This is a genomic window from Varibaculum sp. C0165D1 (genome assembly GCF_056590355.1).
On sequence record NZ_JBWPVY010000007.1, the window covers coordinates 18,719 to 31,301 of the forward strand.

The 12,583-nt window shown below is 53.0% G+C and carries 11 protein-coding genes and 1 tRNA gene; 11 read left to right on the forward strand and 1 reads right to left on the reverse strand.

The window, feature by feature from the left end; all coding sequences use genetic code 11:
• Positions 1–97: 97 nt before the first annotated feature.
• The 11 genes from obgE to rbsK all read left to right on the forward strand — a co-directional run bounded on the left by obgE (position 98) and on the right by rbsK (position 11,497).
• Positions 98–1,618, forward strand: a complete 1,521-nt coding sequence (gene obgE, locus AC1EKS_RS08760; RefSeq protein ID WP_481009639.1) for a GTPase ObgE — start codon at positions 98–100, stop codon at positions 1,616–1,618.
• A gap of 145 nt (positions 1,619–1,763) precedes the next feature.
• Positions 1,764–2,384, forward strand: coding sequence for a nicotinate-nucleotide adenylyltransferase (nadD, locus tag AC1EKS_RS08765; protein ID WP_481009640.1), 621 nt, complete (start codon positions 1,764–1,766; stop codon positions 2,382–2,384).
• Positions 2,381–4,645, forward strand: a complete 2,265-nt coding sequence (locus tag AC1EKS_RS08770; protein ID WP_481009641.1) for a hypothetical protein — start codon at positions 2,381–2,383, stop codon at positions 4,643–4,645. Before nadD ends, AC1EKS_RS08770 begins: the two co-directional genes overlap by 4 nt.
• Positions 4,646–4,654: 9 nt before the next feature.
• Complete coding sequence (gene rsfS / locus AC1EKS_RS08775) at positions 4,655–5,098, forward strand: ribosome silencing factor (protein ID WP_481009642.1); 444 nt, start codon at positions 4,655–4,657, stop codon at positions 5,096–5,098.
• 7 nt (positions 5,099–5,105) lie between these two features.
• On the forward strand, positions 5,106–5,750 hold the full coding sequence (locus tag AC1EKS_RS08780) for a histidine phosphatase family protein (protein WP_481009643.1): 645 nt from the start codon (positions 5,106–5,108) through the stop codon (positions 5,748–5,750).
• 139 nt (positions 5,751–5,889) lie between these two features.
• A tRNA-Ala gene (locus AC1EKS_RS08785) sits at positions 5,890–5,962 on the forward strand.
• Between the two features lie 491 nt (positions 5,963–6,453).
• A complete protein-coding gene (locus AC1EKS_RS08790; protein WP_481009644.1) occupies positions 6,454–7,407 on the forward strand; it encodes a sugar-binding transcriptional regulator in 954 nt (317 codons plus the stop codon).
• A gap of 112 nt (positions 7,408–7,519) precedes the next feature.
• The gene (deoC, locus tag AC1EKS_RS08795; RefSeq protein WP_481009645.1) at positions 7,520–8,173 is read left to right on the forward strand and encodes a deoxyribose-phosphate aldolase; all 654 of its coding nucleotides are present in this window, start codon (positions 7,520–7,522) and stop codon (positions 8,171–8,173) included.
• Positions 8,170–9,570 carry an L-fucose:H+ symporter permease gene (fucP, locus tag AC1EKS_RS08800; RefSeq protein ID WP_481009646.1) on the forward strand — a complete coding sequence of 467 codons (1,401 nt, stop codon included), beginning with the start codon at positions 8,170–8,172 and terminating at the stop codon, positions 9,568–9,570. The genes deoC and fucP overlap by 4 nt, the downstream gene beginning before the upstream one ends.
• A gap of 11 nt (positions 9,571–9,581) precedes the next feature.
• Positions 9,582–10,592, forward strand: coding sequence for an aldose 1-epimerase family protein (locus tag AC1EKS_RS08805; RefSeq protein WP_481009647.1), 1,011 nt, complete (start codon positions 9,582–9,584; stop codon positions 10,590–10,592).
• Between the two features lie 2 nt (positions 10,593–10,594).
• Positions 10,595–11,497, forward strand: a complete 903-nt coding sequence (rbsK, locus tag AC1EKS_RS08810) for a ribokinase (RefSeq protein WP_481009648.1) — start codon at positions 10,595–10,597, stop codon at positions 11,495–11,497.
• Between the two features lie 607 nt (positions 11,498–12,104).
• Here rbsK and AC1EKS_RS08815 read toward each other — a convergent pair.
• Positions 12,105–12,317: a type II toxin-antitoxin system prevent-host-death family antitoxin gene (locus AC1EKS_RS08815; RefSeq protein WP_288292320.1), complete on the reverse strand. Its 213-nt coding sequence runs from the start codon at positions 12,315–12,317 to the stop codon at positions 12,105–12,107.
• Between the last annotated feature and the right edge of the window lie 266 nt (positions 12,318–12,583).

Below are 12,583 nucleotides of genomic sequence, written 5' to 3' on the forward strand. Positions count from 1 at the left end.
TAAAGGTAGCGGGGTCGCCTAGCGGCCCCGCTACACTTATATAGCAACAGGTGGGCTGCTGATAGTGGCTTTTCAGCCGAGGCTCTAAGGAGTGAAGATGGCCAGTTTTATAGATCGAGTAAAAATCGATGTGACTGCCGGTAATGGCGGTAACGGCTGCGTGAGCGTTAGGCGCGAGAAATATAAGCCCTTGGGCGGCCCAGATGGGGGAGACGGGGGACGCGGCGGCAGCGTATTCTTAGAGGTTGATCCGCAATCGCATACGCTGCTTGACTATCACCATTTGCCGCATCGCAAGGCCACTAATGGCACTCCCGGGATGGGCGATAATCGCGAGGGCGCGAACGGGGAAGATTTGGTGCTGCCGGTTCCTCCTGGCACCGTGGTCAAATCTGAAGATGGTGAAATCCTGGCAGACCTGCAGGGTGCTGGCTCCCGCCTGGAAGTTGCGCGCGGAGGTGCAGGCGGGAAAGGTAACGCCGCGCTGGCTACCCGCAAACGTAAAGCCCCCGGATTTGCGCTTTTGGGGGAGGAGGGCGAATCTCGCGTACTCATTCTGGAACTGAAGTCCGTTGCCGATGTGGGGCTGGTCGGATTCCCCTCCTCTGGAAAATCTTCCCTTATCGGAGCGATTTCGGAGGCTAAACCGAAGGTCGCGGATTATCCGTTTACTACCCTGGTGCCAAATCTGGGAGTGGTGCAGGCTGGAGATGAACGGTTCACGGTGGCAGATGTGCCCGGCCTGATTCCGGGCGCTTCCCAGGGTAAAGGCCTCGGACTGGATTTTTTGCGCCATATTGAGCGTTGCGCAGTGATTGCACACGTGGTGGATTGTGCCAATATGGAGGCGGACCGTAACCCGGTTGACGATATTAAAGCCCTAGAAACCGAACTGGCAGCCTATGAAAGTGACTTGGATGAAGTCTCTGGCTATGTTCCCTTAGGCGAGCGTCCACGCGTCATTATCTTAAATAAGATGGATATTCCCGATGCCGTGGAGATGGCGAAAATAGAGGCGGAACAGCTGGCCGAGTTTGGGTGGCCAATGTATGCCGTCTCGGCGGTTACCGGTCGCGGCCTGGATGCTTTAGTGTTTGCCCTAGCCGACATGGTTTTGCAGCTGCGCGAGGCAGCACCAGAACGGGAAGTTCAACCTTTGCAGGTACTGCGGCCCCGCGCCGTGGGAGAAGCTGGGTTTACGGTTACGGCACAAAAAACTGGACAAGGAATTGTTTACCAAGTGCGCGGGGAGAAACCGGAACGCTGGGTTAAACAGACCGATTTTGCCAATGAAGAGGCAATTGGTTTCCTCGCGGACCGACTCTATGCTTTAGGAGTGGAAGAAGAGCTAATTAAAGTGGGTGCTACCAGCGGCGATACTGTGGTAATTGGACCGATGGAGGGGGGAGTTATCTTCGACTTCGAGCCTTTACAATCCGCCGGTGCCGAACTGCTTGGTGCTCGGGGGCAAGATCTGCGTCTAGCCGGGTCGACGCGGCGTACTAACCAGGAGCGGCGCGAGCAATATCATCAAATGATGGATGGGAAAGAGGAAGCTCGTCGGAATCTGCGGGAGGAAGCGGAGGCCGGAATATGGACGGATCCCTCCCAAGACTAGGCGGAAGCATTTACCAAGTCATTTATTTTGCAGACAAAATATTTATATAAGTAACGAAGAGCGATAAAGGATATTAGCTCTGGCTCACCTTTGGTAGGATTGAGGCTACCGGTCTAGCAGAAAAGCTGGCAAGAAGGGGTAGTTAATGGCGATAGGCGTCGGCGTCGATGGCAGGCGCATCGGGGTAATGGGGGGAACTTTCGACCCGATTCATAATGGCCACTTGGTGGCTGCCTCCGAGGTTCAGCATCGCTATGGCCTAGATGAAGTTATTTTCGTGCCCACTGCGACCCAGCCCTTTAAAAAGGGACGGCGGGTCACTGCACCGGAGCATCGCTATTTGATGACCTCTATCGCCACCGCCTCCAATCCGCGTTTTACCGTCTCCCGGGTGGATATTGAACGGGGGGAAACCACTTATACGGTGGACACCTTGCGTGATTTAAAGCGGGAAAGACCAGGTTGCCACCTGTTTTTCATTACCGGTGCCGATGCTTTGCGGCAGATCATGGACTGGAAAAACGCGGAAGAACTATTCCAGCTGGCACGATTCGTGGGGGTAACTCGCCCCGGTCACCGCTGGGGTGATACTAACGAGCTACCTGCCGAACGGGTGTCTTTACTGGAAGTACCCGCCATGGCTATTTCTTCAACTGACATTCGTCAACGGGTGGCAGCTGGTGCTCCGATCTGGTATTTAACCCCGGATGGGGTTGTGCAATACATCGCGAAATATGGTTTCTATCGGGAGGATAACCACTCATGAGCGAAGCAGACTTTCCGAATCGTCCTCTGGGGCAGAATTATTCGCCGATTTCTAAGTATGGTCAGATTTCTATCGCTGAACAGTTGGCGCGGCTGGAGGAGATTCGCACCGGAGGACGTCGCCCAGCTTATCGCCCGCAGACTCCTTCCCTAGAGTCGCAATGGGGGCAGATCCAAGAGGGTTTCAGCCAGGTAGAGGATGACGTGGCGTGGCAGCTGCGCCAGGAGCCAGCGGATGCTGAGCCGAAATCACAACGTCAGCTCAGTCCAGACCAAGATGGACGTAGTTGGGTGCAAGAGTATCGCGAAAAGCAGCAGATGCGTAAAGTCGCCCAGGAGGCGCGGGAAAGGGCAGAGGCTGATTTACAGCGGCTGTTAAAAGAACGAGAAGAAGCGCAGGCTTATGCCCGGGAACAGGAACGCTTAGCAGCGGAGGCCGCCGAGCGGCTGCGCCAGCTAGAGGATGCCGAACAAGAGGCTTTGCGCAGTGCCGCTAGGGAACAGCAGCGCCGGGAACAACGAGTTTTAAACACACAAGTTGCGGAAGAAAAATCTGAAGCCGAAAAAATGGCGGAGCTGCTGGCTTCTTTCCAAAATCTACAGGCTGTCGCAGGATCGCAGCAACCAGCAGGAACCCCCACCTCTCCAGCTGTTGCGGCTGGTTCCGATGTTTCTACTGGTCCCGCGCCGCGAGCAACGGCTGGGAGTCCGGTGGTCTCGCAACCGGTTCCGCAACTGCCGGTGCCGTCTTTGCCATCAGAACTGCCAGGTACTTCTCTTCCTCGCTCTGCTCCTCAAGAGCCGAGTGCGCCACTGCCGCCAGGGTCCCAGCCGCCCTCTTCCCGGCAACTTCCCGTGGAGACCCCGCGGGCGCAGGGGGGACCGACTTTTGCGCCGGCAGTCTCGAGTGGGCAACCGGACCAGCAGTCTTCACGTATTTTTGGGGACATTCCCGGGAGCGGGGGGCAACACTCTGATACCCAAGCGCGAGCTCCAGAGAGTTTTTCCGGTGTCACCCCGGCGGTGGGGGAAGTAGATGACGCAGATACCACTCAGCCCGTTAAAGTCGTTCCCATTGATTCCTTAGCTGACAGCGCCGATGACCGGGCCCTCGCCGATAGCTTAGCTTCCGCAGCTAGAGACAAGAGTTCAGCAGCAACGCGGCCCGCTCCGGCTCCGGGACCCGCTGCGGCCATGCCGGTTACTGGGCCCGCCAACGCTGCTCCTGCGCCCTCGAGCCCGGCAGCATCGCTGGTCTCTGACCAGGCAAGCGTTGCCGGTGCCCCCGCGGCTTTTCCAAGGGCTATAACCCTGCAGGCATCTGCACCGGCCGCGGCGCGGGTGGATGCCGATAGCCTGTCTGCGGTAAAGCTTGCTGCGGGGCAAGCTGGATCGGCTGCTGAGTTATTCCAACAGGCTTTGGAGCAAACTAAGTTAGGTGTGGCTGGCGCCGCCGCAACTGCTCCCGCATCTGCCAGCTCTGCCGCCGATAACGCTAATCAGGCGTCGATGCGTCCGGCTCCCGCCCCTAGCTTCCATCCCAGCTCTCCAGCTGCACCCGTACCGGCTCAGGAACAGGTTTTTTCTGCGCCGCGGCCTGCTTTAGCGCAACCGGTTGCAGCTCCCGAGCAGCCAACGCCGGCTCCGGCACCGGCACCGATGCCTGCGCCAATGGCCGCTACCGCGCAGCCGGTGGTACCCGCGGCAACCGCGACTCCAACCGCACCTGCGCCCGCAGCTACCGTACCTGCTGGCACCCAGACTACTTATGTCCGTTCGGAAGCCCCGGGTAACGCAACGCCGGTTCCGGCAACCGCGACTCCCAGCGTTGCAACCGCCACCCCGGCAGTATCCCCTGCCGCGGTAGCGCCCGCAGCCGAGGTGCCCGAGCGGGCGGTACCGGCATCCGTTACTTCGGCGGAGAAACCGAGCGATGAGCCAGCTAGTTCCGCTGAAAGTGAGCCTCCACAAGAGGAGAAAACCCGTTGGTGGCAGCGGAAAAAGCAAGCAAAAAAAGCTGAGGCCCCGGAGCAGGAAGACACTCGCGCCGGGGCGTGGCAAGAATCCGCTGAAGCCGAGGGTGAGGAAGAGCCACTAACTTTTATCCAAACCTTCTTGCGTTGGGTGCTACGGCTCTCTATCTTGTTGATTATTGCTTTGGGCATGGTTTTGACTATGGATCGACCAGTGATTTCGCAAACGATGGGGCAGGATATCTTGCAAGCCGGTATCGTGGATAATGTAAGCGTTACCCAAATATAGGAGTTCTTCTTGGTCGATAAGCTTGACCCGCGCCAACTAGCCGAAATCGCTGCCCAGGCGGCTGCCAGTAAATTGGCAACTGACGTGGTGGCGATCGATGTGCATGAGCAGACTATTATCACCGATATTTTCGTGATTTGCTCGGCTGATAATCCTCGCCAAGCGCGCGCGATTATGAATGAAATCGATCATGCGTGTCACGACGCGGGTGCTGATCCGACCACTATTGAGGGTAATGACGAATTCCGTTGGGTGTTGATGGAGCTGCCGGGGGTAATCGTGCATATTTTCTTGGCTGAAGAACGCGAGTATTACGGGTTGGAGCGGCTATGGAATGACTGCCCCCGAATCGAATTACCCGATTTGGACGAGGCAGCGCAGGCGGAACAGGCCCGGGTCGCGGCCCAAAGTCAGCGGCAGGATCCAGAAAACCTGATTGTAGGGCTAGATTAGGGTAGTTATGGCGAAAAAGATTATCCTTCTAAGACACGGCCAAACCGACTATAACCTGCAAGGACGGGTGCAAGGTCAGGTCGATATTCCCCTCAACGAGGTAGGGTTAGCCCAGGCTGCAGCGGCGGCGGAAGAACTGGCCAAAATGAAACCGGCGCGGATTGTGTGTTCTGATTTGCGCCGGGCACAGGCTACCGGGCAAGCCCTGGCTGATCTCTGCGACGCGAAGGTTGATTTTTTGGTTGACGAACGTCTGCGAGAACGGGCGTTTGGAGATTTTGAAGGTCTGTCGGTTAAAGAACTGAAAGATCTTTTTGCGCCCCGTTATGAGGAATGGCGAGAAACCGGGGAATGTCCCTTGGCAGGCATAGAGTCGCGCGGGGTAGTGGGTTCGCGGGTTGCCGAGGGCATCAAGGATCACTTTGCTGAGGTAAAGGGGGTCTTAGTGGTGGTTTCTCACGGTTCGGCCTTGACGCAGGGATTAGTGAAAATTCTAGGCTTAGATCCCTTGGCCTGGCAGGGACTGCGGGGTTTGGATAATTGTCATTGGTCCACGGTAATTCCGTATTCGCGTAAGCCGGGCTGGCGCCTGGTTTCGCATAATATTGGAGCCCCTGAGGTTCCCGGTTCGGCTCTGCCTTCCCTGGCTTAGCGGCTTTCGGGACGGTTTGCGCTGGCTGAAGGCGGGTATGTCGCAATACACAGGCCAGAGATTTGAAGTAAAGGCACCCTGTTAGTTAGAGTTATTTGGTGCCTACCGAGCAGGCTTGTGAAGGTAGGACATAGCTTTCGGGGCTATAGCGCAGTTGGTAGCGCGCTTCCATGGCATGGAAGAGGTCGCGGGTTCGATTCCCGCTAGCTCCACTTCGTTGGCGTAATCCCGTAAGGGATTACTGGCACAAAAAGATGCCCCGGCCTTGTGCCGGGGCATCAGTGTTTTGAGCCCGGGAATCGAACCCGTGAGGGCTGGCGCGGGGAGGTAGCGAACGCGGGTTGAGCGTTCGCCCGCGCCAGTGGTTTTCGGGGGCTGTGCTCCGAAAACCCTTGCTGGTGCGTAGCACCGCCGATTCCCGCTAGCTCCACTTCGTTGGCGTAATCCCGTTAGGGATTACTGGCACAAAGACGATGAACGTTGAAGAACTCGCTCACCTTCGCGCCCTTCCCTGACGCGGAGGAAGTATTCGATACTGTAAGTTCCCTGCTGATTGCCAGCGGAGAATTCGAAGCCTAATAGTTCGAAACCTAAGATTCCCTCACCTCGCGCGAGTTTTCTTGCGTGATGCCGACCTTCAGATTTCCCTTGCCGAGGTCGTAGGTTGTTAGATGGTCTTATGGTAGTAAGAGATCGCTTGGGAATGACGCGAAGAGATCGGCAATCTCTGGACGTGGCTAAGCTCTATTACAGCGGTCTGTCTCAAAGTGAGATTGCCCATATAATGCATGTTTCACGTCCGAATGTTTCCAAACTGCTTACCCATGCGAAGGGACGCGGGTTTGTTAAAATTCGTATAGAGGATCCGCGTGAGCAAGATAGAGAGCTCATCGGCTCTTTACGGTCTGCCTTTTCACTTGACGAGGTACGTTTAGTGTCTCCACCCAGAAGACGCGATATTGATATTCGCAAGGCTCTGGGACAGGCGGGGGCAGATCTTTTTATGGGGCTGGTGCGTGATGGTGACACTGTTGGAGTTTACTGGTCTCGAACCATTCAGGCCTTGACTGCGCGCCTACAGCGGCAACATTTACAGCGGGTCAATGTAGTCCAGGTGGGTGGCAACCTAAGGATGCCTTCCATGGATTTATCCGCTCTAAACAGTTTCCGGGAGTTACGACAATCTCTGCAGGCCACGGTACACATGATAGGGCATCCAATCGTGTTGGAATCGGCAGGTGCGAAGCTAGCGATTGAACGAGAAGAGAGTGTCAGTAGGGCTATGGAACTTGCCCGCCGAGCGCGTATCGTGCTTTATTCGGTCGGCTCTGTTAATTCGGTGGCGATTCTGTTGCATAGTCCGCTCATTAACGAGGACGAAAGAAAATTCTTGACCGCACATTCGGTGGGGGAAGTATGTGCGCACTTCATCGACGGACACGGCAGAATCTGCCTACCAGATCTTAACAACCGCACTTTGGGAATTTCTCTGCCGGATTTACGGCACAATGAGCAAAAGATCCTGGTAGCAGGAGGATCCGATAAGCTACAAGCCGTCTATGCGGCGTTGCTGCGTGGTTATGCTAACCGGTTGGTTATAGACACGGTGACGGCTCGTAAACTACAGGCCTTGACGATCAAGAAACAAGGCAAATAGTCAAAATGGCACATATGTGCTAAAAATTCGTTCTGCAGGTTGGATTCGCAAAGTAGCGTGAGACCAGTGACAAGTCAACCAAGACTTGCACGAAGTCGAAGGAGACGTAGACATGACCAATAAAGCAAAATTGATTGATCATACTCTGCTTGCACCAGATGCGACGGCTGAAGCGGTCAAAAAGCTGTGCGAAGAGGCTAAAACCGCAGGATTCTGGTCAGTGTGTGTGAGCCCCAATAGGGTTTCGCTGGCGAAGCGGGAGCTTTCCGGTAGTGATATTAAAGTATGCACTGTAATCGGATTTCCTTCTGGTGCGCATTGCACAGAGGTCAAAAAATTTGAGACTGCCCATGCCGTTGCAGACGGCGCACAAGAGGTCGACATGGTAATCGACCTGGGGGCAGTCAAAGATGAAAATTGGAACGCGGTTCAGCTGGACATTGCTGGTGTTGTGCAAGCAGCTGGTACTGGGGTTCTAGTGAAGGTCATCTTGGAAACCTGCCTGCTAACGGATGAAGAAATCGTGAATGCATGCGAATGCGCCCAAAAGGCTGGCGCAGATTTTGTTAAAACTTCCACGGGTTTTTCGCAATCAGGTGCAAGTGCGCATGCGGTGGAGCTTATGCGTAAAACTGTTGGCTCGAATATGGGAGTTAAAGCATCTGGCGGGATTCGAACCGCTGCCGTCATGGACGAAATGATCGCCGCCGGAGCTAATCGTATTGGTGCCTCTGCCGGAATGAAACTGTTGGGGGGGAACAAATGAGTATAGATGTGGAAACTCTGCCGAAGCAATCATTTCCTGAGCAAAAGACACCCGAAGGACAAGTAAATAACAGCCGAGGGTTAATAAAGGATAATACGCTGCAATTAGCCGACGGTTACCTTTCGCGAACCCCTATTTTTCAGTATCTCTTACTGTCGATTTGCTTCCCCATGTGGGGGATAGCTGCCAGCCTAAACGACATCTTGATTACACAGTTCAAATCAATTTTTACTCTTTCTGACTTTGCTTCCGCGTTTGTGCAGTCGGCATTCTACGGTGGGTATTTCATTATTGCTATTCCCGCCTCCCGAGTAATCCGCTCCAGCTCCTACAAAGTTGGAATCATGATTGGTTTGAGTGTATATATCATCGGATGCTCACTATTTTTCCCGGCTTCACACATGGCAACGTATTCAGTATTCCTGCTTTCCCTTTTCGCGATTGCAATTGGATTATCGTTCCTTGAGACGTCCTGTAACACTTACTCGTCGATGATTGGACCGAAAAAATATTCCACGCTACGACTAAATATCTCCCAAACTTTCTATCCTCTCGGATCTATCGGGGGAATCTTGCTGGGCAAGTACTTGATTTTTTCCGAAGGTGCAGCGCTGCATGAGCAGATGGCAAATCTTACTGCTGCAGAGTCGCAACAGTTTGCTCGGGAAATGCTACAACGCACCCTACATCCCTACCGGGTAATCATTCTAATCTTGCTGGTCATCCTGATCCTGGTGATGATTACGCAGTTCCCAAAGTGTAAGCCTGTGGTAAATAACGCGAAAGAGACGACGAAGGCAACCATATCTGAGACTCTAAAATACTTGGCCGGAAACCGCAGATTTAAAGCTGGTATTCTGACTCAGTTCCTTTACGTTGGCATGCAGACAGCGGTTTGGTCCTTTACGATTAGGCTCGCGCTAAATCTGGATCACGGTCTCAATGAGAGAACAGCCTCTAACTTCATGATCTTTGCGTTTATTGGGTTCTTCTTGGGTAAGTTCCTAGCAAATATCTTGATGACTCGTTTTAATCAAGACCTCGTCCTCGTTGGTTATTCCCTGTGTGGATTAGGTGCCTTAGGCTATGTAATCCTAGTTCCCAATATGACGGCAGTTTATGCTGCGGTGTTGGTTTCGTTCTTGTTTGGGCCGTGTTGGGCAACTATCTACTCGCGCACGCTAGATTCGATCGAAGATAAACGCTATACCGAAACCGGCGGAGCGATAATAGTCATGTCTATTATTGGTGGCGCAGTTATTCCCGCAGTACAGGGACTGGTTTCTGACCTTACCGGCTCGATGCAGATTTCTTTTGCCGTGAATCTCTTTTGCTTCGGTGCGGTATTGATGTACTTCTATTCCTCTTATAAAACTTTTCCAAAGGGTGAAATCTAATGCAATATGAAATGAATTTACCAAGATCCCTGTTTACGCCGTTAGAGACGGAGATACTGCATTCAGAGCAGTGGTCGGTAACCACGAAAACTTACTCATCCGGAGTTGCTTCACTAACTATCCGCAACTCGCTCGGATATGTTGAGGTGCTGCCCTTCATGGGGCAAATTATTTGGGACGCAGAGTTTTGCGGTCACAGCCTTCGCATGGAAAATATGTTTTCCGAGCCTAAACCGGCGACCTTGATTGAGGACACCTACGGGTGCTTCGCTTTTCACTCAGGGTTGCTTGCCGCTGGTTGCCCCGGAGAGGGCGACAATCATCCGTTGCATGGTGAATTTGCATGTGCTCCCATGGACTCGGCGAAATTGATTATTTCGAACAATGCTATTCGCGTAGTTTCTTGCCGCGAGTACTTGAAGGGTTTTGGTGATCACTACGTAGCCAATCCCTCGGTGACTTTGCACCAGAATTCATCCATGTTCGATATTGAGCTACGGGTGCAAAACATGTCTAAGTACGCCTCTATGCCGCTGCAATATATGTGCCATATGAACTACGCGTTCGTACCAAGCGGAAAAATTACCCAAAACTTGCCTGCAGATGCGTTCAAATTGCGTGAGTCTGTGCCGGCGCATGTTAAACCAACTGAAAAATGGTTGAAATTGAACGCAGATATAAAAGCCGGCAATCGGGACGCGAATTCCTTGGAAGGGGCTGAAGAATTCGATCCGGAGATTGTATATTTCGCTGATGGAGTAGACAAACTGACCGAAGAAGCAATTTTAGAAATGGCCTGCCAGGACGGAACGGTATTTGAAACCCGTTTTAGTACCGAGAGTTTCCCAGTGATAACGCGGTGGATATTGCATAACGAAGATCAAAAAGTTGCTGCGTTTGCGCTTCCCGGGACATCACGTCCAGAAGGGCGCGAAGCGGCTCGTAAAGCTGGAATGTTAATTGAACTTGCCCCTGGGGAAGCTCGCACTTTCCAAGTAACTACCGGCATTAAGGAGAACTAGAAATGGATATCGCAGTAGTCGGCTCGAATATGGTCGATTTAATCTCCTATATTAATCGGATGCCCCGCGAAGGTGAGACTGTGGAAGCCCCAGATTTTCGAATGGGTTGTGGTGGTAAGGGTGCAAACCAGGCCATAGCAGCTTCTCGGATGGGCTCGGAAGTTTTGATGGTCACCAGGGTAGGCAACGATATGTTTGCAGACAACACCATCAGAAACTTTGCTGAGAACGGTATCGACACCAAATTTGTTATGCGTACGGATGCCACCTCGGGGGTTGCCCCAATTTTTGTGGATCCCCAATCCCGTAACTCAATTATAATTGTCAAGGGAGCAAACGCATTGTTAACTCCCGGCGATGTGGAACGTGCCAAGGCAGAAATTGCCGAATGCAAACTGATCGTGATGCAGCTGGAAATTCCGTTAGAAACGGTATATGCGACTATACGATTAGGCAATGAATTGGGTATTCCGATTCTGTTGAACCCAGCTCCTGCCGATCCCTCACTATCGTTAGAGCAGGTAAAAGACATAGAGTTTTTTATACCGAATGAGAGCGAACTGTCTTTGCTAACTGGAATGCCGGTAGAATCCGAGGAAGACATTCGTGCTGCGGGGCAAGTGCTTACTCACTCGGGAATTCCGAATGTGATTGTCACTTTGGGTTCACGGGGCGCCTTGTGGATTAGTGAAGCCGGAGAACAGTTAATTGAAGGAACCTCTGCCAGGGCAGTTGACACTACCGGGGCGGGTGACGCTTTCATTGGTTGCTTTAGCCATTGTTGGACGCAGACTGGTGACATCGCTGAGTCGATTCGCAAGGCTAATATCTATGCGGGCGATGCAGTAACTAAGCGGGGTACTCAAACGTCCTACGCAACGGCAAAAGAGTTGAATCTCGACTAGCGCGGCGTTTGGCTTCCCACCTCAGGGAGTCCGGTGTAGCAGCGCTTAGATTTTTTGAAAGGGGAAAGGGGCACCGCTTGTGCGAGCACAAGCGGTGCCCCTGACTAATGTATATGCTCAGTCATCAAAGCACCGTTGGAGGTAAACCAGCGGGAGCAATGCTAAAGCTGCAGGGGGAGACTTGATGTAGGTGGGTGGTAGCTCCGGGTGTTGTACCTCAGGTTTCTGCGTGGAGCCGGTTTCTCTGTCGCTTTGGTCGGCGTTGGTTTTCTGTCTTAACTTCTTCCGCACTCCAGATAGCGGAAATCTTTGCGTCCGCATCGAAGGTCGTGGAATCTCCAGCGGTCTTTTCCTGACCGTTCACTTTCCAGCCTTTGAAAACCTTACCTTTCGGGGCGGTGAAGCGAGGGTGACGATTTAGGGAAGGTGCGAACGCGGGCTACAGCGAACAAATCAGATCATAATTTCGAGTTAAGGTGGGGTGGTTTAATAGCCGAAGAACCCTAGCTGCCAGTTAATCTGAATATTAGACAAATTAATCCGCCGAACCGAGCGATTGCCGCAGCATGAATAGCGAGGACATCCTGCTGGGAAAACGCAAATCCGTTCATTTGGCCAGTTCTTGGAATACATCGGCATATTCATCCATGAAGTCGACTGCAACGTCGGCTATTTCGGTCGCGCCGTGTGCCGGTTGGATAATTACCCACGGCCGGTTATTCTTCAAAATGGTGAGGGGTTTCCCCGTCCTGTTCACTTCTGCCGTGACCCGGGAAAAATTATTTTTAGCTTCCGCTAGACCCATTGTAAATGCAGGCATTGACATTCCCCCTTCTTGACTTAGCAAAATTATGGCTAATATTTGAACCAGAGTCAATAGGTGTTTTTGCCTCTACGGCGTCGATGGAGCTGATAGACGCGCAGGATAAAAATAAATGAAAAGGGGTTTCGCTACTAGCGCGAGATGGTTTCGGTGGCGGTGCCATGGTGGGTGCGATTGCTATCGTAGGCGGCGGATTCTAGGGGTGGTTGCAACGGTTGATGGTTTTAGGCAAGCAGTTTGAGGATCCGCTCGCTGGGTTTATC

Coding starts and splice junctions, on each gene's coding strand:
- obgE (WP_481009639.1), top strand. CDS start 98: ATGGCCAGTTTTATAGATCGAGTAAAAATCGATGTGACTGCCGGTAAT.
- nadD (WP_481009640.1), top strand. CDS start 1,764: ATGGCGATAGGCGTCGGCGTCGATGGCAGGCGCATCGGGGTAATGGGG.
- AC1EKS_RS08770 (WP_481009641.1), top strand. CDS start 2,381: ATGAGCGAAGCAGACTTTCCGAATCGTCCTCTGGGGCAGAATTATTCG.
- AC1EKS_RS08780 (WP_481009643.1), top strand. CDS start 5,106: ATGGCGAAAAAGATTATCCTTCTAAGACACGGCCAAACCGACTATAAC.
- AC1EKS_RS08790 (WP_481009644.1), top strand. CDS start 6,454: ATGACGCGAAGAGATCGGCAATCTCTGGACGTGGCTAAGCTCTATTAC.
- deoC (WP_481009645.1), top strand. CDS start 7,520: ATGACCAATAAAGCAAAATTGATTGATCATACTCTGCTTGCACCAGAT.
- fucP (WP_481009646.1), top strand. CDS start 8,170: ATGAGTATAGATGTGGAAACTCTGCCGAAGCAATCATTTCCTGAGCAA.
- AC1EKS_RS08805 (WP_481009647.1), top strand. CDS start 9,582: ATGAATTTACCAAGATCCCTGTTTACGCCGTTAGAGACGGAGATACTG.
- rbsK (WP_481009648.1), top strand. CDS start 10,595: ATGGATATCGCAGTAGTCGGCTCGAATATGGTCGATTTAATCTCCTAT.
- AC1EKS_RS08815 (WP_288292320.1), bottom strand. CDS start 12,317: ATGCCTGCATTTACAATGGGTCTAGCGGAAGCTAAAAATAATTTTTCC.